Origin of the sequence: Kitasatospora sp. NPDC091207, from assembly GCF_044768625.1 — a bacterium.
Lineage (GTDB): Bacteria > Actinomycetota > Actinomycetes > Streptomycetales > Streptomycetaceae > Kitasatospora.
This window is the reverse complement of sequence record NZ_JBIVVS010000010.1, coordinates 193231-220206: the sequence shown is the minus strand read 5'-3', so window position 1 is coordinate 220206 and position 26976 is coordinate 193231. Positions and strand designations below refer to the sequence as shown.

Here is a 26976-nt window from a genome sequence, read left to right as displayed (position 1 = left end):
GCGGCTACGCCCCGGCCGCGGGTCGGCCGGTGGTCGGGATCGGCGGGGCGGCGGGGGCCGGTCCCAGCGTCGTCGTCCCGGGCGCGGCGCGGTGGCCCAGGCCGGTCCGGTAGACGTCCAGGGCGCGCTCGACCCGGCCGGTGCGGCGCAGCAGGTCGCCCAGGAGCCGGCAGAGGTCCGCGAGGTCGCCCGCCGCACCGGTCCGTTCGAGCAGGGCGAGGGCACCGGTGTAGTGCGCCTCGGCGGCGTCCGGCTCGCCCCGCTCCTCGGCGATGAGCCCGAGCAGCCGGTGCGCCCCGGCGGCGTGGACGGCGCCGCGGTCGGGGCCGATCCGGTCGAGGAGGCTCCGGAGCAGGCCCTCGGCCTGCGCGTGGTCGCCGCGGCGGCGCAGCACGTCGGCGAGTTCGACGTCCACCTGGTGGGTGAACAGTTCCGCCTGCCGGGAGGCCAGCATGGCGCGGGCGGTGCGCAGTTCGTCCTCCGCCCGGGCGAGGTCGCCGGCCTGGGCGTGGACGTAGCCGCGCATCCAGTGGCACTTGGCGAGGTCGGTGGTGAGGCGTAGGCGCTGGTAGAGCGCCTGGGCCTTGGCCAGGGAGGCGTCGGCCTCGGCGGCCCGGCCGTCGGCGATCAGGGTGCGGGCGACGCTGCGGTGCAGCCCGGCGACCAGCGCGGGGTCGGTGGCGTCGGGGGCCAGGGCGAGGGCGAGTTCGGCGGCCTGGGCGGCCCGGGCGTGGGCGCCCATGTCCATGTAGGGGCCGATGGCGGCCGAGTAGAGCAGCAGCAGCGCGTCCGGGTCGTGCAGGCCGCCGGCGTTGAGCCGGTCGATGGCGGTCTCCAACAGGTAGCAGGCGTAGCGCAGTTCGCCCGCCAGCAGATGTGCCACGGCCCGGCCCCGGATCGCGGCGGCGCGGCGCGGCAGCGGCTCGTCGGCCAGCAGGCGCTCCGCGTCCTCGAAGTGCCCCCTGGCCTCGTCCAGGCGGCCGGCCTCCAGCGCGCAGTCGCCGAGGCCGAGCAGGGCGGCGGGCCGGACGGATTCGACGCCGTAGTGGTCGGCGCGGTCCCGGACGGCGGCGAAGCGGCGGGCGGCGTCGGCGGCGTCACCGTCGGCGAGCGCGCTCTGGGCCTCGGTCAGCGCGAGCCCCAGTTCGGTGGCCAGGTGGGCCGGCCGGCCGGTGGCGAGTTCGTCGAAGGTGACGCCGAGGCGTTCGGCGAGGTGGCGCAGCGCGGCCTCGGAGGGGTGCACCCGGCCCGCCTCGACGGTGGAGACGTAGGCCGGTGTGTAGGCCGGTTCGGCGAGCATGCGCTGGGTCAACTGGCGCTCCCTGCGCAGCCGTCGGACGCGCTGCCCGATGCCGGCCGGATCCTGCTCCGAGGTCATGACCGCCCCTTCCGTCGGGCATCCGCCGTTCTCGTCGCACCCATTGTCGTGGACGCGACAGTGTTCTAGATTAACTCGTCACTTGAGTCTGATTATTCAGTGACTTAACCGCTCTGGCCATACCCCGCCCCATGACCACCCAGTCGGCTCACCGCCGTCCCAGTCGGCTCACCCCGCCCCGGAGGTTCCCTCGTGCGTCACGGCAGACTCCTCAGCACCGCCCTGGCCGGCGTCACGGCCCTGGCAGCCCTCTGCTCCTGGCCCGTCCCCGCCGTCGCGGCAGCCGCCGCGGGCGAACCGCCCCGCCCGGCCGCCTCCGCGTCCGCCCCCGCCGGCGCCTCCGCTCCCGCCGGCGCCCCCGCTCCCGCCGGCGCCGCGCGACCGGGCGCCGACCACCAGGTCGAGGTGTTCGCCGAGGACGGCGGCATCAGCCGGGCCCGGGTGCCCGCGGCCTCCCCGTTCACCTCCCCGCGCCCCCTGGCCGGGCCCGCGGCCGGCGACGGCACCGTCACGCCGGTCGTCCGCAACGGCGGGACCGACAGCAAGCTCGACGTGGTGGTGATCGGCGACGGCTACACGGCCGCCGAACAGGAGAAGTTCCTCACCGACGCCGCCGCGAAGTGGCAGGAGATCACCGCCGTCGAGCCCTACACGACCTACCGCTCGCTCTTCAACGTCTGGGCCGTCCAGGCCGTCTCCGCCCAGTCCGGCGTCTCGGGCGACCCGGACCGCGCCACCGTGCGGCAGACCGCCCTCGGCTCCTACTTCTGGTGCGAGGACGTCGAACGGCTGCTCTGCGTCGACACCGCCGCCGTCGACCGCTACGCCGCCAAGGCCCCCCAGGCCGACCTCGTCCTCGTGGTCGCCAACAGCGCCAAGTACGGCGGCGCCGGCTACAACGACGTCGTCTCCCCGCTCGGGTACTCGGGCATCGCCACGGTGTCGGGCGGCAACGACCGCTCCGGGCAGGTGGCCGTGCACGAGACCGGCCACTCCCTCGGCCTCCTCGCCGACGAGTACTTCTACGACGGCCAGGGCACCTACCAGGGCGACGAACCCACCGAGGCCAACATCACCGCCCTGACCGCCGACCAGCTGCGCCGCACCCGAGCCAAGTGGTACCGCTGGCTCGGCCGGACCTCCCCCGACGGCGGGACGGTCGGCGCGTACGAGGGCGGCGGCTACTACCCGACCGGCCTCTACCGACCCACCGAGAACTCGATCATGCGATCGCTCGGCCGCGAGTTCAACCTCCCCGGCCGTGAGGCCATGATCGCCGGCTTCTACCGCTACGCCGCCACCCTCACCAGCCCGACCCCCAGCACCACCCTCCTCACCCCCGCCGACCGACTCACCGTCGAACTGCCCGCCCCCGGCACCCGGCTGCGCTGGTACCTCGACGGCCGCGAGGTGTGGACCTGGCGCGACCGGACGGCGGTCGCCGTCGCCGACCTGCACCTCGTCGGCCCCAAGGGCGCGCACCACCGGCTCACCGCCGTCGCCACCGACCCGACGTCCGCCGTCATCGACCCCGGACTGCGGGCCTCCCTGACGGACACTCTGTCGTGGGGCGTGCGGCGCTGACCGACGGCCGCGCCGGCCGGAGGGCCCGGTAGCCGATCCCCCGAGTGATCGGCGCTCTCCCCGGGGGAGGCGGCGGCAGGCCCCGGATGCCGCCGCCTCCCCCGGACCCAGGACCCTGGACCCTGAACCCCGACCGGATCACGGGAACGAGTCGGACAGCCACCGGCGCCCGGACCGGCCTCGGCCTGACCGTCGGCTGACCGAACCGGAACACCTCACCACCGATACGCCCGCACCGGCGACCACGACACCGCTCGATCACGCCCGGCCGGGCGTCACCGCTTGAGTCGCGGGATCTCGCCGGAGCCGCCCAGCCGCAGCCCGGCCCCGGCCTTGCTCAGCGAGCGCAGCGCCACGAGCAGGAAGGCGATGTCGTCCAGCAGGATGGGGTCGGGCAGCAGGTCCACCGGGCTGACCAGATAGACGATCGACGCCCAGAACAGGACCTTCTTCGACATCGGGATGCCGGACGCGCCCAGCAGCCGCCGGGCCCGGACCAGCTTGACCACCAGGACGACCGCCACCGCCGCGGTGGCCACCACGAGGCCCCCGCCGGCCACCCACCAGAACACGCTCGTGCCGTCCATCCGAACCTCCTGCCACTCTCAACGCTGCCGGGGACCCGCCCGTTCCGGGCAGGCCTCCCGTCGACCATACGGGCACCGCCCGGCGGGCGTGGCGGAGCCGCCGACCCGGTCCTCCGCGCGGCGGCCGCCGACCTGCCCGGCGACGCGCCGCTCGCCGACCCGCGCCCGGTCACCGGCCCGGCCCGCCGGGGCGGCGGCACGGTGCTCATCGCCACCCCCCGGGACGGCGAGCGGCACGACGCGTGACACCACCGGCACCGGCACCGCGGGGCGGGCGGCGCAGGGGTGCGGCGGGCCCGCGATCAGGCACGGAGCGAGAAATGGGTACTCCCCCGCATTGTTCCCCGAACCGTTCCGGAGGTCCGCTTGAGAAGCGGCCCGGACCACCGGGCGAGCCACCGAAGCAGCCACCGGGGCGCCGGCAGCAGGACGGCCGGCCGAACCCGCCCGGCCCAGCACCCGGCCGAGTACGCCCGCTGCGAGCGCCGGGCTCCCCGCGCAAGGCTCCACGACAGGCAAGGCCAGGTGAACGGCATGGACGACGCCCACCCCCCGGTGAGACCGGTCCGACGACCCGCGATGTACCTGCGGTGCCACCCGTACGACACCCGCGAGGCGGAGTACGTGCGCACCGCGATGGAGATGCTGGCCGTCCGGTTGGGACTGCCCTTCCCGGAGGTCTACGCCGACCACGGCCGGTCCGCCAGGGGTCCGCTGCCCGCCCTGGAGAACCTGCTGAGGGCGGCCGAGCAGGGGTGGACGGACGTCGTCCTGGTCCCCGGACCGTTCGTGTTCTCGCTCGACGACCGCGTCGCCGCGGCGACCGTCGCCCGGCTGGCACGGGCGGGCTGCGAGGTCGTCGAGACACCGGGCCGCGTCGTGCGGCCCGTGGACCGGTTCCTGGGCGGCGTGCCGGCCGCGCTGTCCGGATGAGGCGCGACCCGACCGCGCCGGCCGGCGGCACCGGGCGACCCGGCCCCGGCTGCCCGCACGGGGCCGAGGCATCATAGGGGCATGCCCGCCCAGACCGGATACGCCGTCCGCCACGACCGCCCCCAGGCACCGCGGCGATGAGCCGGCCTCAGCCGCCGACCGCCCACGGCGCCGGCTTCACGCTCGTCGGCCGCGACCGTGAGCTCACCCGCGCCCGCGACGCGCTGTCCCACCCGCCGGCCGTGCTCGTGGTCGAGGGCGAGGCCGGCATCGGCAAGTCCCGCCTGGTGGCCGAGGCCGTCGCGGCCCTCGGCGGAGCGGGGCGGCCCGTCCTCGGCGGCCTCTGCCACCCGCTGCGCGAACCACTGCCCTTCGGCCCGGTGGTCGACGCGCTGCGGGACGCCGCCGCCCTGCTGCCCCCGCCCGAGCGGCTCCCGCCCAGCGCCGGAGCGGTCCGCTGGGTCCTGCCCGATCTCGCGCCGGCCCTGCCCCCGACACCGTCCACCGGTGAGGGCCTGCTCTCCGGACGTCACCTGCTGGTCCAGGGCCTGCGCGCGCTGCTCGGCGCGCTGGACGACGCGATCCTGGTGATCGAGGACCTGCACTGGGCCGACGACGCGACGCGCGACCTTCTGCTCCAGCTGGCCCGCGACATGCCGCCGCGGCTCGCCCTGGCCGTCACCTACCGCGCCGAGGACATGCCGCCCGACGCCCCGGCGTTCGGCGCGGCCTACCGGCGCCCGCCCGGGGTGGCCGGTGCGCTGATCCGGCTGGGCCCGCTGACCGAACCGGACGTCCACGAACTGGCCCGTGCGGCGCTCGGCCCGCGCGTCACGGCCGACCTCGCCCGGGTGCTCTTCGAACGCAGCCAGGGACTGCCCCTGACCGCCGAGGAGGACCTGCTCGCCATCGCCGAACGGCCCCGCGCCGAGGCCCGGACCACCGGCCGTCCCGCCGGTCCCGGGCAGAGCGGCGACCAGAGCGCCGACCTGGCCGCCGAGCTGGCCCGGCGCGAGGTGCCGCAGGGGCTGCGGGACGCCGTCACCGAACGGCTCACCCGCCTCAGCGGGGACGGCGACGCCGTCGTGGCGGCCGCCGCCGTCCTCGCCGTCCCGGCGGACCAGGACCTGCTGACCGCCGTCGCCGGGCTGGACCCCGCCGCCGGGGCGAACGGCCTCACGGAAGCCCTCCACGCGGCCGTCCTCCACGAGAACGCCCCCGACCGCTACGCCTTCCGCCACGTCCTGGCCCAGCAGGTCGCCTACCAGCGCGTTCCCGGCCCGCACCGCCGGGTCCTGCACCGCAGGGCGGTCGAGGCCCTGGACACCCGCGTCCCCCGGCCGCTGGTCCAGGTCGCCCACCACACGCTGGCCACGGGCGACCGCCGGGCCTGGCAGGACCTCGCCCAGGCCGCCGCCGACCAGGCGGTGGCCCTCGGCGACCCGGGCAGCGCCCGGACGATGCTGCGCAGCCTCCTCGACGAGCCGGGCCTCGACCCGCAGCGGCGCGGCCGGGCCGCACTGGCCCTGGCCCGGATCGCGGCCGACGACATCGACCCGGCGGCCAGCATCCAGGTCCTGAGCGGCATGATCGCGGACCCGCGACTGCCGGTCGCCGACCGCGGCGAGATCCGCCTCGCGCTCGGTTTCCTCACCGCCGTCCACAGCGGCAACCGGGCCGGGTTCGACCGGATCCGCGACGCGCTGGACGAACTGGAGGAGCGCCCGACCCGGGCGGCCCGGGCCATGGTGGCCATCGCCATGGACGAACGCGACGGCGCCGGCCGGCAGGCGGCGGACTGGCTGGCGCGGGCGGACAGCCTGCTGGCGACCCATCCGGACGAGGACGTGGCCGCCGCCGTCCAGGCCACCTCCCTCACCTTCCTGGCCCGGGACGGCGACCCGGCCGTCTGGGACCGGCTGGACCTGCTGCCCCGGGCCTCCGAGCGTCCCGAGGTCATGCGCCAGACCACCCGGGCGCTGTACAACACGGGCGAGATCGCCATCGAACTCGGCTACGACCGCCGGGCCGCCCACCTGCTGGCGGAGAGCCGGCGGCTGGCCAGGCAGGCGGCCATCCCGTACCTGGAGTGCTACAGCCGCCTCGCGCTGATCCGGCTGGACATGCTGGCCGGCCGCTGGCAGGGGCTGGAGCGGCGCTTCGACACCCTCGGCGCGGAGTTCGACAACCTGGCGATGGCCGGGGCCGAACGCTCCCTCCTGCTCGGACGCCTGTACGCCGCCCACGGCCGACTGGCCCTGGCGCGCGAGGAGTTCGAGATCGCCGGCCGGTACGGCCAGCGGGAGTCCCAGGTCACCGCCGCCCTGCGCGCGGCGGCCGGGCTCGCCGGCCTGCAACTGCTGGAGGGCGACCCGGCCGCGGCCGCCGCCACGGTCGGCCCCGCCCTCACCACCACGCGCCAGGCCGACGCCTGGGCCCGTACCGCCGAACTGCTGCCGGTCGCCGTCGAGGCACTCATCGTCACCGGTGACCACGCCCCGGCGGTCGCCGTCACCGAGGAGGCCGAGGCCGCCCTCAGCGGCCGGGACGCGCCCGCCGTGTCGGCGGCCCTCGAACTCGCCCGGGGCCTGCTGCTGACCGCGGCCGGGGAGCCCGGCGCCGACCGGGCGTTCACCCGGGCCCGGGACCAGTGGCAGGACATCGGCCGCCCGTACGAGGCGGCGCGCGCCGACGAGCGGATCGCCGCCGCGCTCGCCCCGCACGACCGGGCCCGGGCCACCGAGCGGATCGCCGCCGCGGAACGCGTCTACCTCGCCGTGGCGGCGACCACCGACATCGCCCGCTGCCAGAAGCTCCGCCGCGACCTGGACCTCGGCAACACCGGCTCCCCGGGGCGCCGCGGCTACGGCAAGCGCCTGTCGCCGCGCGAGCGGCAGGTGGCGGAGCTGCTCGCGCAGGGCGCCGGCAACCAGGACATCGCCCAGGCCCTGTTCCTCTCCCCGCGGACCGTCGAGCACCACGTCGCGAACGTGCTCCACAAACTGGCCACCAGCCGTGCCGAGACGGGCCGGGCGCTCGCCAAGGCCGACGCGGAGGAGGCCGGGGACGGCGCGGCGGACGGGTCACCGGTCTGACCCGCGGTGCTGCCGTCCGGTGGCGGGAGCCGACGGGCGGTCGGGGGAGGCGGCGGAGGCGGGTGTGACCCCGCCGCCCAGGCTCGCGCCGTTCGTGGGTGGTTCACGCACCATTCACCCTGGTCGTTTAGGTAGTCCCCCGCATTGATCCGACCGGCAAAGGCCGGTTCCCTGGTGGTGCCGGCGAGATGGCCGCCGCTCCCCCGCCAGGAAGGAATCCGACGATGAGTGCACGTCACCACGCGCCGAACCAGACCGCCGCCCCGCTGTACGGCCCGGCGCGGACCGGTGCCACGGTGTGGATCTCCCCCTCCCCGCGCAAGGCGGCCCAGTACCCGCTCTCCCTGGTGCGGCTGGCCAGGCTGAGCCGGGCCGGCTCGGCCTGACCCGCCGTCCGCGTTCCGCCCGGCCGGTGCCACCCCACCCGCCCGGCGCCGGGCGAGGCCGCGATGAGCGGTGCAGGCCGCGATGACCGGCCGGCGCCCCCAACCGCTCGACGGTTCAACGTTTGAGGCCTCGGTCCTTGCCCGCGACCGCACCCTCCACCGGCCTCCCGACCTGTGGCAGAGTGGAAGGGTCGGGAGACCGACCTGAGTCGCGGGTGGCCTCCTGTCGGAGCCGGGGACGAGGTCTCCCATGGTCGCGTCGCGTCAGATCCTCTCCATCGCCCCGGCGGCCCTGGCCGCCGCGGGTGTGGTGGGCTGGGAGGACACCGGCCCGACCAGCCCCCTGCGCGCGCCGGACCAGGGGCGGCCCTGGGCCTGGCGGCTGCCCCAGGAGATCCGCGCCCGGGTCGTCGGCGACCCGCGGCTCCAGGAGGAACTGAGCCTCGCCTGGGACGACGCCCTCGAATACGCCGCCCCGGTCCGGCTCGCCCTGTACGACGTGCCGCCCACCCAGCGGCTCGCGCTCGTGGCGCGGTTACGGACCCTGCGGCCCGCCGTCGGGACGGTGTTCGTCGCGGACCAGACCCTGGAGCCGGAGCCCCGCTGGCACTGGCCCCTGCGGGTCGGCGCCGTGACGGCCGACGCGGCCGCGGAACTCCTCGACGGCCTGCGGTCCCACCGGACGATCGCCCCGCTCGTCGACGCCTACACCCTCGGTGCGCGGGACGGGGAGTGCGACCTCCTGGTGGTGTCCGGCCCGGAGGGGCTCGCCCTGCTGGAGCAGGCCCACGCCGACGGTGCCGGCGCCACCTGCGTGCTGTGGTGCGCCCGGCAGCCGCTCGGGAGGGAGGCACCGGCCCGGCTCGACGCGGTGGTGCGCGAACTGGGCGCCTCCGGCTGGATCGTCGCCGACCTCGCCGCGGGCGACGCGGGCGAGGCCGTCGGCCGGCTCGTGCGCGAGCTGTCCTACGACGTCCCGCTCGACCAGGCGGCGGCGCGGGCGGGCTCGGTGCTCACCGTGGCCCACACCGAGCTGGTCGAGCGCCCCACGGTCACCGGTTCCGTCCGGTACGGGAGCGGGAGCGGGAGCCTACAGGCGTACATCGACGGCGGCGCGCAGTCGGCACACGCCCCAGGGCCACCCGAACCACCGGTGCCGCCGGCTCCGGCCCCGGCTCCGGCCCCGGGCGGTGCGGGCGGCAGCCCGACGGGGGCCGGTCGGACCGGGCGCCGCCGGACAGGACTCCGGCGCAAGACCGCCCCTCCCCTGCGAGAGAGCCGCTCGCCCGGGGCCGCGACCCGCCGGCCCGACGCCCGCTTCCTCCAGGCCCTGGTCACCGTGCGGGCGACCGGGGAGCAGCGGCGCCAGGCGTTCCGTCCCGGTGCCGTCCACGACGTCCACGTCCGGGTCGGCCCGGGCAGTCCCGAGTGGCACGCGCTGGTGGAGGAGTTCCCGACCGAGGACCTCATCCACCGGAAGAGCGGGGCGCGCCTCGTGGTCGAGTTCTACGAGGACCGGAGCACCGCGAGCCGCCACCCGTCCAAGACGATCGTCCTACCGGACCGCGGCGCCTCCAGCGAGGCGGTGTTCCCGGTCACGGTGGAGCCGGGCGAGCGGGAGATTCGTTGCGGCGCCCGTGTCTACCACGCCGACCGGCTGTTGCAGCGGCTGGAGCTGGTCGGCCCGGTCGCCGAGCCGGACGGGCCCGTCGCCGGGCAGGAGATCACCATCCGCGGCGAGCTGTTCAGCTCCCTCACCAGTACCCCCGCCGCTGCCCCCGGGGGCAGCGGCGACCGCCGGGCGGTCATCCGCGTCGAGGACGGCGAGCGGGCCGACATCCACCTGGGCGGGAAGACCACCCCCGTGCGCCTCGACGGCCTGGACGACTTCCGGGCCATGATCCGGGAGCACCTCACCGGCGTGCTCGCCCAGGACGCCGATCCGCGGCAGCCCGGTGACCGCGCGCCGGACGAGCTGCTGCGCGGCCTCGCCCAGCAGGGCAGCACCCTGTTCGACCAGTTGGTGACACTGGGCCTGGGCGCGCTGAAGGACATCACGTACCTCCAGGTGGTCTCGGCGGAGGCGGCGGAGCTGTGGCCGGCGGAGTTCGTCTACGACTACGGCTATCCGCGCGACGGTGCCAGACTCTGCGCCAACTGGCGCCAGGCCCTCGACACCGGCACCTGCACCTGCGCCCGCGCCGACGGTTCGGCCGGCCTCGGCCGCCGGACGGTCTGCCCGCTCGGCTTCTGGGGCATCCGCCTGGAGATCGAGCGACGCGTGCAGCGGGACCGGCTCGCGGGGACGGTCGTCGAACCGGACGCGGCCGACCAGGGCCGGGCGCTGCGTCCGGTCGACAGTGTGCTCTTCGCGGTGAGCCACAACGTCCGGGCGGCGGACCGCACGGCCGCGACCCGGGCGCTGCGGACCTCGTTCGGGGTGGACGGACTGCACACGGCCACCAGTTGGCGGGCCTGGCGGAACGTGGTCCGGACCCAGGGCCCGCCGCTGCTGCTGGCCCTCCCCCACAACGGACGCGACGAGGGCAACACCGTCGTGCTGGAGATCGGCAACAGGCTCAAGCCGAGCAGGCTGCCGTCCGTCCTGATCGGCCGCCAGGACATCCTGTCCGACCTGCACGAGGGCGGCACGGGGCCGATCGTCATGCTCCTCGGCTGCACCATGGCGGAGGCCGACGTCAGCTGGCAGAACGTCGCGGCGAAGTTCCTCCAGGAGAGCGCGCCCGTGGTGGTGGGGACCCTCGTACCGACCCTGGGCCGGCAGGCCGCCGTGATGGCGGGCATCGCCGCGGCGATGCTGGCCGACCGGGCGAACGACGGGAAGAGCGTCGGCGAGCTGGTGCGGGACATCCGCCGCCGGCTGCTCGCCCTGGGGTTCACGCTCGCCATGTCGATCGTGGCCTTCGGCGACGCCCGCTGGGTCGTCGCGGGCCCGGGGCCGGCGCCGGATCCGACCGGAGCCGGCCCCATGGGAGCCGACCCTGCCGGAGGTGCGCCGTGATCACCGTCGAGATGCTGCCCGCCGCGCACGGCGACGCGCTGTGGATCGAGTGGCCCGGGCCGGGCGGCGAGGTGCACCGGATGCTCGTCGACGGCGGACCGAGCACCACCTACCGGGCCGTCTTCGACCGCGTGCGGTCCCTGCCGAAGCGGGACCGGCACCTGGACGTGCTGGTGGTGACGCATGTCGACGCCGACCACATCGAAGGCGTCGTGCGGCTCCTCCAGGACCGGGCCGCGCTCGAACTGTCCATCGGCGACGTCTGGTTCAACGGCTGGACGCAGCTCACCCAGGACACCGACCTGCTCGGCGCGGACCAGGGCGAGATGCTCCAGGCCCTGATCGGCAGCCAGCGCCTCGGCTGGAACAGCGCCTTCCGCACGCGCCGGCAGGCCGCGCCCGCCGTCCTGGTCCCGGACCGCGGCGCGCTGCCCTCGGCCGCACTTCCGGGCGGCGCCCGCGCCACCGTGGTCTCCCCGGGCCAGAAGGAACTGGACGCCCTGCGAGGAGAGTGGACCAAGGTCCTCAAGGGCCTCGGGGTGACCCCCGGGCACCCCGAGGAGGCCCTCGACCGGCTGGCCCGGCGCAGGGACCTGCGCGGCCTCGCCGACGACCTGCTCGGCGGCGAACGGGTGGACGGATCGGTGCCGAACGGATCGAGCATCGCGTTCCTGCTGGAGCTCGGCGACCACCGCCTCCTGCTCACCGGCGACGGCCACGGGGACGTCCTCGCGCGCGGCCTGACCCGGCTCCTGGCGGAACGGCCGGCGAAGCGGCTGACGGTGGACGCCCTCAAAGTGCCCCACCACGGCAGCGCCGCCAACACGACGGACGAGCTGCTGGCACTGCTCGCCACCCGCCGTTTCCTGATGTCGACGAACGGCGACAAGTTCAAGCACCCCGACCGGGCGGCCGTCCTGCGCATGATCGGCGCGGCGGACCGCACGGCCGGGCCGCCCGAGCTGGTGTTCAACTACCGCAGCGACACCACCGCCCCGTGGGCCGACCCCGACCAGCAGCGGACGCTCGACTACACCGCCGTCTACCCGGACGCTCCCGCGACGGGCACGACCGCGACGGGCACGACCGCGACGGGCACGGCAGGGACGGGAACCGCAGGGACGGGCACGACCGTGGAGGTCTGACCATGGCGAAGATCGGTGTGGCCCTGTCCGGCGGCGGCTACCGCGCCACCATGTGGGGCATCGGAGCCCTGATCTACCTGGCCGACGTCGGCCGGAACCGGGAGGTGGTGGCGATCTCCTCGGTGTCCGGCGGCTCGGTCGCCAACGGCGTGGTCGCCCAGGAGACCGACTACCGCGACAGCCCCGGGCCGGAGTTCGCCGGGCGCGTCCGCCCGCTCATCCGGCACTGCGCCCACACCGGCCTGTTCTTCTGGGGGCCGTCCACCAACGCCTACGTGCGCTCGCTGTTCGCGCTCGCCGGCCTGGCCTGCGCGGTCACGCTCGCCGGGGTGGCCGCCACCGCGGTCGACGGGATCCGCGTCCTGTCCGGTGTCCTGCTGGTGGCGGGTCTGCTGCTGGCCGCCGGCGCACTGGTGGTCTTCGAACGGCGCAGCGTCGTCGTGGACCGGGCCCTGGCCCGCGTGTTCTTCCACCGGGACGGCGTCGCCACGCCCCTGCGTGACGTGCGGCGCTCCGTCGACCACGTCTTCTGCGCCACCGAACTGCAGAGCGGCGACCACTTCTACCTCTCGCCCGGCTTCACCTACGGGTACCGGTTCGGCACCGGAGCCCCGGGAGGGCTCCCGCTGTCCACCGCGGTGCAGGTCTCGGCCTGCCTGCCGGGTGCCTTCGCCGTCCGGCGCCTGCCCACCGACCCGCACCGGACGGCCCCGGGGCCGGCCGTGGCCGATCCGGCCCCGGCCGCCACCCAGCTGGTGCTGACGGACGGCGGGGTCTACGACAACATGGCCGACCAGTGGCTCACCGCGCTGGCGGACCGGGCCCGGCGCGCCGACCGGCCGCCCGCGCACTACGAGGTGGACGAGATCGTCGTGGTCAACGCCTCGGCCGGGATGACCTGGCGGCCGCTGCCCCCGTCCCGGTTCCCGCTGGCCGGCGAACTGGCCGCGCTGGTGCGCGTCAAGGGCGTGATGTACGACGTGACGACCAGCCATCGGCGCAACACCCTGGTGCGGTGGTCCGAACGCCGGGCCGCGGACGGCGAGCCGGTGAGCGCGCTGGTCCACATCGCGCAGTCCCCGTACCGGGTGGCCGACGCGTACGCCGCCGCCGGGGACCGGTGGCCGGAGCGGGCCACCCGCGCCAAGGAGGTGCTCGACGCGCTCGGTGACGACCCGGCGCACCGCGCCGCCTGGCAGGAGCGGACCCTGCGCAGCAGCGGCACCAGGACGGTCCTGCGCAAGCTGGGCGCCGACACCACCACGGACCTGCTCTTCCACGCGTACACCCTGGCCGCGTGCAATCTGCACGTCCTGCTCGGCCACCCGCTGCCCCCGGCCCTGCGGGACCGCGAGTACTTCGCCGGTCTCGTCGGCCGCCGCGACGGGCCCTGACCCGGGGCGCGGCTCAGCCGGTGCGGTCGCCCATCGGACGGGGGCCGGCGTCGGTGGCGGTGCGGACGAAGGCGCGCAGCCGGGCGTTGTCGGCCGGGGTGGGCCAGACCAGCGCCCACTCGGTGGCGGGCGCGTCGTGGATCGGCACGAAGGTGATACCGGGCGGCGTGTGGTGGCGGCGGACATGGGCGTTGAGCGGGCAGACGAGCGCCCCGGTGGCCAGCAGGGCGAGGAGTTCGTGGAAGGTCCTCGCCGCCTGCCCGCGCGTGACGGGGTGTCCGCTCCCGGTGACCTTGGGCACCATGGCCTCGAACCAGTAGTCGGGGACCAACGGCCCCGGGTCGAGGGCGGTCCGGCCCGCCAGGTCCTCCATCGAGACGGACTCCCGACCGGCCAGGTCGGAGCCCGTCGCGACCGCGAGCACGCGGCCCTCGGTCAGCACGGTGGGACCGACGCTGAGGTCCGGTTCGTGCACGGGCCGCCAGAGCCCGCCACGTGTCGAAGCACGACATCTCGCCGGACGGGCACGGGATGACCGTGCCCGAGCTGGTCGATGCGATGCGGACCTACCTGTGCCCGGAGGACCGGGTGGCCGACGAGGCCGAGACCTTGCTGGAACGCGGCCGGGTCACCCGGGACGGCGCCGGGCGGCTGTGGATCACCGAGAGCGGCGACGCGGCCCGCGCCGGTCTCAAGACCCACGCGCCGGCCTGGCGCGACCTGATCCACGAGGGCGTCGACGACGCGGACTACGCGACCACCCTGCGGGTGCTGCGGCGCATGGTGCGGAACGTGGGCGGCGACCCGGTGTGAGACCCGCGCACGGGCCCTGATCCCGGGGACCCGCGCGCCCGGGGGCGGCGGGCCGTGCGGCCGGTCGCCCCCTCAGGAGAGCAGCGGCCGGTGGCAGGCCACCGTCCGGCCGGGGGCGACCTCGCGCAGGGCGGGCGTCTCGTCCGCGCAGCGCGCGTCGGCCAGCGGGCAGCGGGTGCGGAAGCGGCAACCGGAGGGCGGGGCGAGCGGGGAGGGCGGGTCGGCCGGCAGCAGGCCGGTGTCGCCGAGCGGGCGGCCGGGTTCGGGCACGGCGGCGAGCAGGGCGGCGGTGTAGGGGTGGGCGGGGGCGGCCAGCACCTCCTCGGTGGGGCCCTGTTCGCAGACCCGGCCGAGCTGGAGCACGGCCACGTCGTCACTGACCGCGCGCACCACGCCCAGGTCGTGCGAGATGAACAGGCTCGCCAGACCGCGTTCCTCGGTCAGCCGGCGCAGCAGGTTGAGGACGGTGGCCTGGGCGGAGACGTCGAGGGCGGAGACGGCCTCGTCGGCGATGAGCACGCGCGGTCCGGCCGCGAGCGCGCGGGCGATGGCGACGCGTTGGGCCTGCCCGCCGGAGAGCTGGGCCGGGCGGCGGTCGGCGAACAGCCCGGGCGGCAGGCCCACCGCGGCCAGTTGCCGTTCGACGACGGCCGCCCGGTCGCGCGCCGGGTCGGGGTGGGCGTCGAGCGGTTCGGCGACGAGGTCGCGGACCGTCCGGCGGGGGTTGAGGGAGGAGAGCGGGTCCTGGAAGACCATCTGCATCCGGGGGCGCAGGGCCCGCAGCGCGCGCGGGGAGAGCGCGGCGAGGTCGGTGCCGTCCAGGGTGACGGTGCCGGCGGTGGGCGGGGGCAGCCGCAGCAGCGCCTTGGCGATGCTGCTCTTGCCGGAGCCGGACTCGCCGACCAGGGCGAGGGTGCGGCGTTCGCGCAGCTCCAGGGCGACATCGCTGACGGCGTGCAGCGGCCCGGACCGGGTGCGGTGGACCACCGAGAGGCCCTCGGCCCGCAGGACGGGGGTGGTCGGGAGGGCGCTCATGCGGCGTTCTCCATCGTGGTGAGGGGGAAGTGACAGGCGGCCGTCTGCCCGGGTCCGACCTGCTGGACGGGCGGCGCGGCCGTGGTGCAGAGCGGCCGGGCGAGCTCGCAGCGCGGGGCGAACGAGCAGCCCCCGGCCGGCCGGGAGAGGTCCGGCGGTGAGCCGGGGACGGCCGGCAGGGTGCGGCGCAGCGGTCCGGTGACGCGCGGCACCGAGCGCAGCAGCGCGGCGGTGTACGGGTGGGCGGGCCGTTCGGTGACCTCCTCGGTGGGGCCGGTCTCGACGATCCGGCCCCCGTACATGACGGCGGTCCGCCGGGCCCGCCCGTAGAGCAGGCCGATGTCGTGGGTGATCAGGAGGGTGGCGAGGCCGCGGGTCTCGCGGTGGCGGTCGAGCAGGTCGAGGACGGTGCGCTGGACGGTGACGTCGAGGGCGGTGGTGGGTTCGTCGGCGAGCAGCAGGGCGGGCTGTCCGGCGAGGGCGGCGGCGATGCCGACGCGCTGGCGCAGGCCGCCGGAGAGTTCGTGCGGGTAGGCGCGGGCGCGCCGCGCGGGGTCGGGGACGTCGACGGCGGCGAGCAACTCCGCGGCCAGCTCGCGGCGGGCCCGGCGGCCGAGCCGGCGCCGGTTGGTGAGCGACTCGGTGACCTGGTCGGCGATCCGGACCACCGGGTTGAGCGAGGTCATCGGGTCCTGGTGGACCATGGCGACGCCGGTGCCGAGCAGTTCGCCGCGGCGGGCGGCGGTGGCGGTGAGCAGGTCCTCGCCGTTCAGCAGCACCGTGCCGGTGGACTCGACCCGGGTGGTGCGGGCGTGCACACCGAGGACGGTCCGGGCGAGGACGGACTTGCCGGAGCCGGATTCGCCGACCACCCCGAGGCATTCACCCACGTCGACGGTGAGGCTGACGTCGTGCAGGATGTGCAGCGCCCGGCCGTCGGGGGTGTGGATCGTGGTGTCGAGCGAGCGGACGTCCAGGACGGGGGTGGTCATGCGGGGCTTCCCTTCGAACGGAGCCGCTCGCCCAGGTAGTTGAGGGCGAGGACGGTCAGGCAGAGCACCGCCGCCGGGGCGAGCGAGATCCACGGCGCGCTGCCGAGCGTGGTGCGGCCCTCGGCGATGATGCCGCCCCAGGACGGCTCCGGCGGCCGCAGCCCGAACCCGAGGAAGCTGAGCGAGCCCTCGGCGACGATGGCCACCGTGGTCGCGGTGAAGGCGAAGGTCAGCGCGATCGGCGCGACGTGCGGGACGACCTCGCGGCGCAGGATCCGCAGCGGGGCGGTGCCGATCATCCGGGCGGCCTGGACGAAGCCGCGCTCGCTGAGCGACAGCACGACCGCCCGGACCACACGGGTGAACGAGGGGACGGTGAACAGGCCGATCAGGCCGCCGATCACGGGCAGGCCGGGGCCGCGCAGCGAGACGACGATCATGACCAGGATCAGGGTCGGGACGGACATCAGCAGGTCGGTGGCGAAGCCGATGACCTTGTCGACCGGGCCGCGGAACCAGCCGGCGGCCAGGCCGAGCGCGCCCCCGCCGAGCAGGCCGACACAGACGGTCAGCGCGGCCACCGCGAAGGAGGCGCGGGCGCCGGCGACGGTGCGTTGGAGGAGGTCGCGGCCGGAGGCGTCGGTGCCGAGCCAGTGGCCGGGGCCGGGTGGGGCGGAGGGGTGGGCGAAGTCGCCGTGCAGCGGGTCGAAGCCGGGCAGCAGCGGCAGCAGCAGGGCGCAGAGCGCGACGACGGCCAGCCAGGCGGTGGCGGCGAGCACCCCGGGCGGGGGCAGCCGCCGGGCCCGGCCGGGGGCGGCGGCGGGCTCGGCGGGCTCCGCCGCGGCCGCGGCCGGCTGGACGGTCTCAGCGGTGGTCATGGGCGATCCTCGGGTCGAGCGTGCGGTAGAGCAGGTCGACCACGAACGTGGCCGCGACGACGGCGGTGGCGCTGATGACGACGACGGCCTGGATGACGGGGAAGTCGCGGCTGCTGATGGCCCCGGCGGCGAAGCTGCCGACGCCCGGGACGGCGAAGAGCGTCTCGACGAGGACCGAGCCGCCGAGCGAGGTGCCGATGCCGATGCCGATCAGGGTGACCAGCGGCAGCGAGGAGGGGCGCAGCGCGCGGCGCAGCAGGAGCCGGCCGGTGCCCATGCCCCGGCTGCGGGCGGCGGCGATGTAGGTCTGGTCCAGGGTGTCCAGCAGCTGGCCGCGCAGGGTCCGGGTGAAGACGGCGGCCTCGGTGAGGCCGAGGGTGAGCGCGGGCAGGACGAGGTGGCGCAGGTTCTCGACCGGGTCATCGGTGAACGGGGTCCACCCGGTGGCGGGCAGGATCCTCAGCTGGACGGCGGCGATCCAGATGAGCAGCAGGCCGAGCACGAAGCCGGGCACGGCGAGCCAGACGAACGCGCCGGCGGTGGCGACCCGGTCCAGCGGGCCGCCCGGCTTCCAGGCGGAGAGCAGTGCGACGGGCACGGCTATGCACAGCGCCACCAGCTGCCCGGCGAGGAAGAGTTCGAGGGTGACGGGGATCCGGTCGGCGAGTTCGGCGGTGACGGCGGCGCCGCTGGTGAGCGAGTGGCCGAGGTCGCCGTGCAGGGCGGCGCCGAGCCAGTGCCGGGCGGCGGTGAGCACGTCGTCGTGGAGTCCGAGGCCGGCCTCGAAGGCGGCGACCTGCTCGGGGGTGGCGGTGGGGCCGAGCGCGGCGACGGCCGGGGAGCCGGGCATCAGCTGCGGCAGCCGGAGCGCGCCGAGGGTGACCAGGAGGAGGACGGCGCCCGCCCGGCCCAGTGGCCCGGCGACGGCGGACAGCCGGGTGACCGAGTGGCGCACGGCGCCGGTCCGCGCGGGCCGCACGGCGGAGGCCGTCACTTCTTCACCCACAGCGGCGCGGGCGAGACGTTGACGACGGTCCGCCTGGACACGTCGGGCAGACCGGCGACCCGGGGGGTGGCGAGGAAGCCGACCGGGTTCTCGGTGAGGAAGAGCATCGGGGCGTCGGCGACGACGGACCGCGCGGCCTCCTGGTAGGAGCGGGCCCGCTGGGCCTGGTCGAGCGAGGCCCGCCCGGCGGCGATCGCGCGGGCCGCCTCGGGGCTGTTCCAGCCGCTGAAGTTGAACGGGGAGTCGGGCAGGTAGAGGGCGGCCAGCGCGGTGTCGGTGTCGCCGAACATGCTGGTGACGAAGTCCATCACCTGGAACTTGCGCTGGAACATCGCGGTGCCGAGGCTCGCCGAGTCCATCGGCTTGACGGTCACCTTCACACCCGCCTCGGCCAGCATCTGCTGGAGGACGGTGGCGCGCTGCTGGCCCTCGGGCCGGTTGTCGACCAGGTACTCGAAGGAGAGGTCCGGGTGGCCGGCCTCGGCGAGCAGTTCCCGCGCCTTGGCCACGTCGCGGGCCGGGTATTCCGGGGCCGCGGTGCCCCGGTAGGGGGAGGTGGAGCCGATCGGGCCGTCCGAGACCTTGCCCCGGCCCAGGTGCACCACCTTCTCGACGGCCTCGCGGTCGATCGCGTACTGGAGGGCCCGGCGGACCCGCGGGTCGTCGAAGGGCGCGGCCTTGGTGTTGATCACGGCGGTGGAGGTGGAGCCGGGCCCGGTGGCGGCGCGCAGTCCGTCGCCGGCGGCCTGCTTGTACTGGGCGGGGGTCTCGGTCCAGATCAGGTCGGCGTCGCCGGAGCGCAGCGACTGGTAGCGGCTGTCGGAGTCCGGCAGCACCCGGTAGACCAGCTTGTCGGCGTGGCCCTTGGTGCCCCAGTAGGCCGGGTTGCGGGTGAGGGTGACGGAGACTCCGGGCTGCACGCTCTCCACGGTGTACGGGCCGGAGCCGACGGCCGGGGCGTCGCCGGCGGGCGGCTCGGAGACGTAGCCGAGCGAGCGGGTGAAGAGGCTGGGGAAGGCGGCGTTGGGCGCCTTGAGGGTGAAGGTGACGGAGGTCGGGGAGTTGACCGCCATGGCACCGATGGCGGCGGCGTCGGCGGCGCAGGAGCACTTGCTCTCCGGCTTGGCGAGGCGGGTGACGTGGTCGACCACCGCCTGCCCGTCGAGCGGCTTGCCGTCGCTGAAGGTGACGCCCTCGCGCAGGTCGAGGGTCCAGCCGGTGGCGTCGGCGTTCGGGGTGAAGGACTTCGCGAGGTAGGGCTGGACGGCGCCGTTGTCGCCGTTCACCATCAGCGGGTCGAACAGCGCGTTGGCCAGGATCATCATCGGCATCGAGGTGAGGACGCCGTCGGCCGGGTCGAGCTTGGCGAACGGACGGTCCAGGCCGATCTTCAGGGTGCCGCCGTCGACCGCCGCGCCGTCGTTCGCCGCGGCCTTCGCGGAGCCCTCGCCGGACACCGCGTCGTCGGAGGCCGCGCAGGCGCCGGCGGTGAGGGTGATGGCCAGTGCGCAGGCCGCCGATGCCACAACGTGCTTGTGCCGCTTCATGGTTCCTCGGGTTTCTCGGTTCACGGGGGGTGGGGCGCCAGCACCGGGGACTGCCGCCGACGACACCATTTCCGATCTGGCAGTACTGCCAAAAGGCAGTTGTGTTAACTTCGTGTGGCCAGCTGCCGAAGAGTTGGCACGCGCCTTGAGCGGGCCGCGTCGGTCGTGATTCGGTACGGGTGGCGGCGGTGCGCGAAGCACCGTCAGAGCGACACCCGGCGACGGGCGGACGACGAGGAGCGGGACACCGATGCGGGCGCAGGAGACGGACACCGGAGCAGAGCTGGGCATGCGGGACCGCAAGAAGGCCCGCACCCGCGAAACCATCCGCACCGCCGCACTGGACCTCTTCGAGGAACAGGGCTTCGAGCGCACCACGGTCGACCAGATCTGCCGCCGCGCCGACGTCGCCCACCGCACGTTCTTCCGCTACTACGCCACCAAGGAAGCCCTGCTGTTCGGCTGGGACTTCGGCCAGACCGTCCTCGGCGCCTTCGCGGCCGCCCCCGCCGGCCTCGGCCTCTGGGAGGCGTTCGAGCACGCCGTCGCCGCGACCGACGGGCGGATGGAGGAACCGGCCGAGCACACCACCCGGCGGCGGGCGCTGCGCCGCGAGGTCCTGGAGATCAGGTCGGTCCGCGACTACGCCCTCGTCCTGGTCGACACCCTCGGCCAGCGGGCCGCCGGGTCCGCCGCCGAGCGCCTCGGCGTCGATCCGGACACCGACCTGCGGCCGGCCGCGTTCGGCGCGGTGCTGGCCGGCATGATCCGGCACCACCTCCTGAGCGGCTCCGACACCGGTGGGATGGCCGCCTGGGCCGCCGCCTACCAGGACGTCCTGCGCCCCACCCGCTGACCGGCCGCCACGCCGGTCCGCCCACCGCCCCACCCACCGCGCCCCGCCGGGTGCGCGGCCGGTCCCCCCTGCCCGCACGGTGACCGGCCCCGCCCCGCCGCGCCCCGATCCCCCCGCTGTTCCCCGCTGTTCCGTACCTCCGAAAGGCCCCCGTATGTCCCTCGTCAACTTCCGCGACCCCGCCCGGCTCACCGACCCGGACGGCCGGCTGATCCGCGCCGGGCAGCTCTTCCGCTCCGCCCAGCCCTTCCCCGCCGCCGACGAGGCCACCGTCGAACAGCTCCGCACCGCCGAGATCCGCACCATCGTGGACCTGCGCGGCGCCGCCGAGTGCGACCCGGCCGACTGGGCGGCCGTCGAGGCCGACGGGGTGACCGTCGTCGCCGCCCGGATCAACCCCACCACCGACGCGCTCACCGCGGCCATGCGCGAGATGACGACCGCCGCCGACCTCGGCGCCTTCTACCTGCTGATGGCCGAGGCCGCGCCCGGGGCCGTCGCCGCCGCCGTGGAGGCCGCCGCCCGCCCCGGCGGCGTCCTGCTGCACTGCGCCGCCGGCAAGGACCGCACCGGCCTGCTCACCGCCCTGCTGCTGGACGTCCTCGGCGTGCCCGTCGAGGACATCGTCGCCGACTACCACCGCACCACCGAGGCGCTGCCGCAGATCTGGGCCGGCCTCGCCGTGCGCCACCGGGTCACGCTCAACGACACCGCCGCCCGCGACGCCGTCCCGGCCCCGCTGCTGGCGGCCCCGGCCGAGGCGATGGCCGCCTTCCTCGACCTGGTCCACACCCGGCACGGCGGCTCGGCCGCCTTCCTCGCCGCCTGCGGCGTCACCGACGCCACGCTGGCCGCCTTCCGCGCCAAGGCCGCCCCGGAGGCCGTCGCATGCTGACGCTGCTGCGCCACACCGACGGCACGCCGTTCCGCGACCTCAACCACAACGGCACCATGGAGCCCTACGAGGACCGGCGGCTGCCCGTCGAGGAGCGGGTCGAGGACCTGCTCGGCCGGATGACCCTCGCCGAGAAGGCCGCGCTGATGCTGCACGGCCGGATGCTCCCCGGCGGCCCGGACGCCCAGGCCGGCCCCTTCCCGACCGGCGCCCACCTCATCACCGAACACGGCCTCACCGCCTTCGCCATGATGGCCGTTCCGGACGCCCGCTCGATGGCGCTCTGGAACAACCACGTCCAGGACCTCGCCGCCGCCGAACGCCTCGGCATCCCGGTGACCCTCGCCTCCGACCCCCGGCACGGCACCTCCGCCAACCCGCTCACCGCCGCCAGCGGCGGCGGCTTCAGCCTCGGCCCCGAGCCGATCGGCCTCGCCGCCACCGACGACCCGGCCCTGGTCCGGGAGTACGCCGCACTGATCGGCCGCGAACTGCGCGCCGTCGGCATCCGGCTCGCCATCCACCCGATGGCCGACCTCGCCACCGAGCCGCGCTGGCCCCGGATCAACGGCACCTTCGGCGAGGACGCCGACCGCGCCTCCCGCATGATCGCCGCCTACATCGCCGGCCTCCAGGGCGAGCGGACCGGCCCCGACAGCGTCGCCTGCATGACCAAGCACTTCCCCGGCGGCGGCCCGCAGTTCAAGGGCGAGGACTCGCACTTCGCGGCCGGACGCCGGCTGGTCTACCCCGGCGGCGCCTTCGAGCAGCACCTGCGCCCCTTCGAGGCCGCGTTCGAGGCCGGCACCGCGCAGATCATGCCCGCCTACGCGATCCCCTCCGGCACCGGGCTGGCCGAGGTCGGCGCCAACTTCAACCGTGACGTCATCACCGGGCTGCTGCGCGGGAAGTACGGCTTCGACGGCGTCGTCTGCACCGACTTCAACGCCATCACCGGCATGGACGTCCCCGGCCTGGTCAGCCTCCCGGCGCGGCACTGGGGCGTCGAGGAGCTGTCGGTCGCCGAGCAGGTGGTGCTCACCCTGGACGCCGGCGCCGACCAGCTCGGCGGCGAGACCGATCCCGAACTGGTCCTGGCCGCCGTCCGCTCCGGCGCGGTGAGCGAGGCCCGGATCGACGAGTCCGCCCGCCGGATCCTGCGCGACAAGTTCCGCCTCGGCCTGTTCGACGACCCCTACGTCGACCCGGACGCCGCCGCCGGACTGGTCGGCGCCCCGGCCGGACGCGAGCTCGGCCGCCGGGTCCAGGCACGTTCGCTGGTGCACATCGCCGGAGCGCCGCGGCCCGGCACCCGGCTCTACGTCGAGGGCGTCGACCCGGCCGTCGCCGCCCGCTACGGCACCGTCGTCGACCGGCCCGAGGACGCCGATCTCGCCGTGCTGCGCATCGCCGCGCCCTACGAGGCGCGCGACGGGTTCCTGGAGCGGTTCTTCCACAGCGGCTCGCTGGAGTACCGGCCCGAGGAGGTGGCGCGGCTGCGCGCCGTCGCCGCCGTCGTCCCCACCGCCTTCGTGGTGCACCTCGACCGGCCCGCCGTGCTCACCCCGCTCGTGCCCCACGCCGCCCTGCTGGTCGGCGAGTTCGGCGCCCACGACGACCTCGTCCTGGACGCCGTGCTCGGCCGCGCCCCGATGACCGGGGTCCTGCCGTTCGACCTGCCGCGCTCGGACGCCGCCGTCGACGCGGCCCGCGAGGACGTCGCCTTCGACACCCGCGACCCGCTGTTCCGCTGCGGCCACCCGGCCGCCGGCTGAGCGGACGCGGGGGGGGGGGGGGGGGGGGGGGGGGGGGGGGGGGGGGCCCCCGGCCGGGCCCCCCCCCCGCCGGCGTTCCACCCGGCCCGGAAGACGGACGGCGCCCCGCTACCGGCCCCGGCCCGGCAGGCACGCGGCCGCCGCGAGCACCGCCCGGGTGTGATGGGCGGTCTGCACCTCCACCGGCACCCAACGGGCACCGAAGCGGTGCCGCAGCTGGTCCAGGCTCTCGGCGACGATCCCCTGCGCCCGCTCGCGGGCCGCGTCCGCCGCCGGACCGCGGGTGTCCGCCAGCAGACGCAGCAGCACCGACGCCACCCGCAGCGGGATCCGCGCGGCCGCGAGCCCGGCGGTGGTCACCCGCGAGACGGTGAGCGGCTGCGCGCACCACTGGTCCAGCCACTCGTCGGCGACCGGCGAGCAGACCGCCAGCGTGAACTCGGCGGCGCGCACCAACGGGCCGTACGCCCGGCGCGAGTGCGGCGGCACATGGACGAGCAGACCGGACAGCTCCTCGGCGCGGTCCCGCAGCACCCGGGCGGCGGTGCCGACCGCCTGCCGGACGGCCGGGTGCGGGCGGGCGTCGCCGACCGAGTCGACCGCCCACATCGGCACCTCCAGGACCGCCGTCACCCCGCCGTAGCGGCCGGCGTACGACCAGGTGGACAGCTCGGGCTCGTCCGGGAGCGCCCGCGAGACACCGGCGCCGCCCGGCGCCGGCATCAGATACGTCCCCGGCGCCGGGCTGGCCCAGCCCACCGCGTCGTAGGAGTCGACGTCCAGCGGGATGCCGCCGCGGGCCACCGACCGGCCGAAGCGCTCGGACAGCCCCGGGACGGGACCGGTGAGCTGCACGAACGCGCCGCCGAAGTCCACCCCGTGCAGGGAGCACTGGAGGAACGGCCGCAGCTCGTCGATCACGCCGGTCAGCGCCAGGCTCTCCGGCATCGGCGCGCGGTCGGCTCCGGCGGGCGGCAGCAGCTCGGGCTGCTCCTCGAAGGAGGGCCGGTAGAAGTGCTCGTAGTGCCGGCGCATGGTGAGCGGACCGTCCAGCCAGCCCGCGTTGAGCGCGGCGCCGTCCGGGTCCAGACAGGGCAGGATGTGCCAGGAGACGCCCGGCCGGGGCGGGTGGTCCAGCAGCCGTTCGGCCAGCCGCAGGGCGCTGGCGACGCCGACCGGTTCGTTGGGGTGCGGGCCGCCGACCACCAGGACGGCGTCCGGGCCCGCGTCGACCGAGAGCAGCAGCAGCGGGTGCCCGGCGCGGGAGCGGCCCACCTCCCGCAGCCGGCAGCGCTCCGGATGGCGCCGGGCGAGCCGCCGGGCCGCCGCTTCGGCGCGGGCCACCGTGGGGTAGCGGTCCGCCTGCTCGGGTACCGGGTGGCAGTGCGGCACCCGCCGGCCGGTGTCGGTCATACCGGGAGGCCGGTGTCGGTGCCGTCGTGCATGGTCAACTTCCTTGTCCCGATGGCGTGCAGGGCCTCCCGGCGGAGCCCTGCCAGTAGCGCATGGGCCGTCCGGGGCTGTCAACAACCGGTCTGCGGGGTTCCGCGTGGCCGCCCGGGGCCCGCGGCCGGCCGGACCGTCCCCGGATTCGGCTACCCTTGAGGGTCACCCCTCCCAGCCGTCGCCCACCACCCGACCGGGTCCGGTGCGAGCGACACCTCTCAACGTCGTAAGGGTTCCTAGTACATGACTGTCGAATCGGTCTTCCCACGCCTGGAGGCCCTCCTCCCGCACGTCCAGAAGCCGATCCAGTACGTCGGCGGCGAGCTCAACTCGACCGTCAAGGACTGGGACGCCTGCGACGTGCGCTGGGCGCTGATGTACCCCGACGCCTACGAGGTCGGCCTGCCGAACCAGGGCGTCATGATCCTCTACGAGGTGCTCAACGAGCGCGAGGGCGTGCTGGCCGAGCGCACCTACAGCGTCTGGCCGGACCTCGAGGCGCTGATGCGCGAGCACGGCGTCCCGCAGTTCACCGTGGACGCGCACCGGCCGGTCAAGGCCTTCGACGTGTTCGGACTCTCGTTCTCCACCGAACTCGGCTACACCAACATGCTGGCCGCGCTCGACCTGGCCGGCATCCCGCTGGAGGCCCGCGACCGGACCGAGGACGACCCGATCGTGCTGGCCGGCGGCCACGCCGCGTTCAACCCCGAGCCGATCGCGGACTTCATCGACTGCGCCGTGGTCGGCGACGGCGAGCAGGCCGTGCTGGACATCACGGAGATCGTCCGCGCCTGGAAGGCCGAGGGCCGCCCGGGCGGGCGCGAGGAGGTGCTGCTGCGCCTGGCGCGCACCGGCGGCGTCTACGTGCCCCGGTTCTACGACGTGGAGTACCTGGCCGACGGCCGGATCGCCCGCGTGGTGCCGAACGCGCCGGGCGTGCCGTGGCGGGTCTCCAAGCACACCGTCATGGACCTCGACGAGTGGCCCTACCCCAAGCAGCCGCTGGTCCCGCTCGCCGAGACCGTGCACGAGCGGATGTCCGTCGAGATCTTCCGCGGCTGCACCCGCGGCTGCCGTTTCTGCCAGGCCGGCATGATCACGCGCCCCGTGCGGGAGCGAAGCATCACCGGCATCGGCGAGATGGTGGAGCGCGGGCTGAAGGCCACCGGCTTCGAGGAGGTCGGCCTGCTGTCGCTCTCCTCCGCCGACCACACCGAGATCGCCGACGTCGCCAAGGGCCTGGCGGACCGCTACGCCGAGGACAAGATCGGCCTGTCGCTGCCGTCCACCCGGGTCGACGCCTTCAACATCGACCTCGCCAACGAGCTCAGCCGCAACGGCCGCCGCTCGGGGCTCACCTTCGCCCCCGAGGGCGGCAGTGAGCGGATGCGCAAGGTGATCAACAAGATGGTGTCGGAGGAGGACCTGATCCGTACCGTCTCCACCGCGTACGGCAACGGCTGGCGCCAGGTGAAGCTGTACTTCATGTGCGGTCTGCCCACCGAGACCGACGAGGACGTGCTCCAGATCGGCCAGATGGCGAAGAACGTCATCCAGAAGGGCCGGGAGGTCACCGGCCAGAACGACATCCGCTGCACCGTCTCCATCGGCGGGTTCGTGCCCAAGCCGCACACCCCGTTCCAGTGGGCCCCGCAGCTGTCCGCCGAGGCCACCGACGCCCGCCTGGCCAAGCTGCGCGACTCCATCCGCGGCGACCGCAAGTACGGCAAGAACATCGGTTACCGCTACCACGACGGCAAGCCGGGCATCGTCGAGGGGCTGCTCTCCCGCGGCGACCGCCGGATCGGCGCCGTCATCCGGGCGGTCTACGACGACGGCGGCCGTTTCGACGGCTGGCGCGAGCACTTCTCCTACGACCGCTGGATGGCCTCGGCCGAGAAGGGCCTGGCCGGTACCGGCGTCGACGTCGACTGGTACACCACCCGTGAGCGCACCTACGAGGAGGTGCTGCCCTGGGACCACCTGGACAGCGGCCTCGACAAGGACTGGCTCTGGGAGGACTGGCAGGACGCCCTGGAGGAGGTCGAGGTCGACGACTGCCGCTGGACCCCGTGCTTCGATTGTGGGGTCTGTCCTCAGATGGACACGTCCATCCAGATCGGCCCCACCGGCAAGAAACTGCTGCCGCTGACGGTCGTCAAGTAGGACATAGCACGTCATCCCGGGACCCCGGCCGGACGCTCCG

21 protein-coding genes are annotated in these 26976 nt (G+C 75.4%); 12 read left to right on the top strand and 9 right to left on the bottom strand.

Annotated features, from left to right (window positions below):
• Window positions 1-4 precede the first annotated feature (4 nt).
• Window positions 5-1378 carry a helix-turn-helix domain-containing protein gene (locus ACIQTO_RS19260; RefSeq protein WP_402389117.1) on the bottom strand — a complete coding sequence of 458 codons (1374 nt, stop codon included), beginning with the start codon at window positions 1376-1378 and terminating at the stop codon, window positions 5-7.
• A 192-nt stretch (window positions 1379-1570) separates the two neighbouring features.
• Here ACIQTO_RS19260 and ACIQTO_RS19255 point away from each other — a divergent pair, with 192 nt between their 5' ends.
• Entirely contained in the window at window positions 1571-2962 is a 1392-nt protein-coding gene (locus ACIQTO_RS19255) for a M64 family metallopeptidase (RefSeq protein WP_402389115.1), read from the top strand.
• Between the two features lie 275 nt (window positions 2963-3237).
• Here ACIQTO_RS19255 and ACIQTO_RS19250 read toward each other — a convergent pair whose 3' ends face one another.
• Window positions 3238-3549, bottom strand: coding sequence for a YkvA family protein (locus ACIQTO_RS19250; RefSeq protein WP_402389112.1), 312 nt, complete (start codon window positions 3547-3549; stop codon window positions 3238-3240).
• A gap of 534 nt (window positions 3550-4083) precedes the next feature.
• On the opposite strand from ACIQTO_RS19250, the gene ACIQTO_RS19245 reads away from it, so the two are divergent.
• From ACIQTO_RS19245 to ACIQTO_RS19220, 6 genes are all read left to right on the top strand, one after another.
• Window positions 4084-4482, top strand: coding sequence for a hypothetical protein (locus ACIQTO_RS19245; RefSeq protein WP_402389109.1), 399 nt, complete (start codon window positions 4084-4086; stop codon window positions 4480-4482).
• 137 nt (window positions 4483-4619) lie between these two features.
• The gene (locus ACIQTO_RS19240; protein WP_402389107.1) at window positions 4620-7577 is read left to right on the top strand and encodes an AAA family ATPase; all 2958 of its coding nucleotides are present in this window, start codon (window positions 4620-4622) and stop codon (window positions 7575-7577) included.
• Between the two features lie 224 nt (window positions 7578-7801).
• The gene (locus ACIQTO_RS19235; protein WP_402389104.1) at window positions 7802-7963 is read left to right on the top strand and encodes a hypothetical protein; all 162 of its coding nucleotides are present in this window, start codon (window positions 7802-7804) and stop codon (window positions 7961-7963) included.
• Window positions 7964-8213: 250 nt separating this feature from the next.
• Complete coding sequence (locus ACIQTO_RS19230) at window positions 8214-10985, top strand: hypothetical protein (RefSeq protein ID WP_402389102.1); 2772 nt, start codon at window positions 8214-8216, stop codon at window positions 10983-10985.
• Window positions 10982-12130, top strand: coding sequence for a ComEC/Rec2 family competence protein (locus tag ACIQTO_RS19225; protein WP_402389099.1), 1149 nt, complete (start codon window positions 10982-10984; stop codon window positions 12128-12130). The genes ACIQTO_RS19230 and ACIQTO_RS19225 overlap by 4 nt, the downstream gene beginning before the upstream one ends.
• A 2-nt stretch (window positions 12131-12132) precedes the next feature.
• Window positions 12133-13524 (top strand): hypothetical protein, encoded by a 1392-nt coding sequence (locus ACIQTO_RS19220; RefSeq protein WP_402389096.1) that lies wholly within the window; start codon window positions 12133-12135, stop codon window positions 13522-13524.
• A 13-nt stretch (window positions 13525-13537) separates the two neighbouring features.
• Here ACIQTO_RS19220 and ACIQTO_RS19215 read toward each other — a convergent pair whose 3' ends face one another.
• Entirely contained in the window at window positions 13538-13999 is a 462-nt protein-coding gene (locus ACIQTO_RS19215; protein ID WP_402389093.1) for a LysR substrate-binding domain-containing protein, read from the bottom strand.
• A gap of 20 nt (window positions 14000-14019) precedes the next feature.
• Between ACIQTO_RS19215 and ACIQTO_RS19210 the strand changes: the two genes are divergently transcribed.
• Window positions 14020-14337, top strand: coding sequence for a hypothetical protein (locus ACIQTO_RS19210; RefSeq protein ID WP_402389091.1), 318 nt, complete (start codon window positions 14020-14022; stop codon window positions 14335-14337).
• A gap of 72 nt (window positions 14338-14409) precedes the next feature.
• Here the strand turns inward: ACIQTO_RS19210 and ACIQTO_RS19205 are convergent, their stop codons facing one another.
• From ACIQTO_RS19205 to ACIQTO_RS19185, 5 genes are read right to left on the bottom strand one after another with little or no spacing between them, the layout of a single operon-like run.
• Window positions 14410-15372 carry an oligopeptide/dipeptide ABC transporter ATP-binding protein gene (locus ACIQTO_RS19205; RefSeq protein WP_402389088.1) on the bottom strand — a complete coding sequence of 321 codons (963 nt, stop codon included), beginning with the start codon at window positions 15370-15372 and terminating at the stop codon, window positions 14410-14412.
• Entirely contained in the window at window positions 15369-16364 is a 996-nt protein-coding gene (locus ACIQTO_RS19200; protein WP_402389086.1) for an ABC transporter ATP-binding protein, read from the bottom strand. Before ACIQTO_RS19200 ends, ACIQTO_RS19205 begins: the two co-directional genes overlap by 4 nt.
• Window positions 16361-17242, bottom strand: a complete 882-nt coding sequence (locus ACIQTO_RS19195; protein WP_402389083.1) for an ABC transporter permease — start codon at window positions 17240-17242, stop codon at window positions 16361-16363. Before ACIQTO_RS19195 ends, ACIQTO_RS19200 begins: the two co-directional genes overlap by 4 nt.
• Window positions 17229-18236: an ABC transporter permease gene (locus tag ACIQTO_RS19190; protein WP_402389080.1), complete on the bottom strand. Its 1008-nt coding sequence runs from the start codon at window positions 18234-18236 to the stop codon at window positions 17229-17231. The genes ACIQTO_RS19195 and ACIQTO_RS19190 overlap by 14 nt, the downstream gene beginning before the upstream one ends.
• Complete coding sequence (locus tag ACIQTO_RS19185) at window positions 18233-19795, bottom strand: ABC transporter substrate-binding protein (RefSeq protein ID WP_402389077.1); 1563 nt, start codon at window positions 19793-19795, stop codon at window positions 18233-18235. The genes ACIQTO_RS19190 and ACIQTO_RS19185 overlap by 4 nt, the downstream gene beginning before the upstream one ends.
• A gap of 250 nt (window positions 19796-20045) precedes the next feature.
• Between ACIQTO_RS19185 and ACIQTO_RS19180 the strand changes: the two genes are divergently transcribed.
• The 3 genes from ACIQTO_RS19180 (at window position 20046) to ACIQTO_RS19170 (ending at window position 23321) form a co-directional block, all read left to right on the top strand.
• Entirely contained in the window at window positions 20046-20651 is a 606-nt protein-coding gene (locus tag ACIQTO_RS19180; protein WP_402389075.1) for a TetR family transcriptional regulator, read from the top strand.
• Window positions 20652-20805: 154 nt separating this feature from the next.
• The gene (locus ACIQTO_RS19175) at window positions 20806-21546 is read left to right on the top strand and encodes a tyrosine-protein phosphatase (RefSeq protein WP_402389072.1); all 741 of its coding nucleotides are present in this window, start codon (window positions 20806-20808) and stop codon (window positions 21544-21546) included.
• Window positions 21540-23321 (top strand): glycoside hydrolase family 3 protein, encoded by a 1782-nt coding sequence (locus ACIQTO_RS19170; RefSeq protein WP_402389070.1) that lies wholly within the window; start codon window positions 21540-21542, stop codon window positions 23319-23321. The genes ACIQTO_RS19175 and ACIQTO_RS19170 overlap by 7 nt, the downstream gene beginning before the upstream one ends.
• A gap of 108 nt (window positions 23322-23429) precedes the next feature.
• Here the strand turns inward: ACIQTO_RS19170 and ACIQTO_RS19165 are convergent, their stop codons facing one another.
• Window positions 23430-24734, bottom strand: a complete 1305-nt coding sequence (locus tag ACIQTO_RS19165) for a M14 family zinc carboxypeptidase (protein ID WP_402389067.1) — start codon at window positions 24732-24734, stop codon at window positions 23430-23432.
• 276 nt (window positions 24735-25010) lie between these two features.
• Here ACIQTO_RS19165 and ACIQTO_RS19160 point away from each other — a divergent pair, with 276 nt between their 5' ends.
• Window positions 25011-26936 carry a TIGR03960 family B12-binding radical SAM protein gene (locus ACIQTO_RS19160; protein WP_402389064.1) on the top strand — a complete coding sequence of 642 codons (1926 nt, stop codon included), beginning with the start codon at window positions 25011-25013 and terminating at the stop codon, window positions 26934-26936.
• Window positions 26937-26976 lie beyond the last annotated feature (40 nt).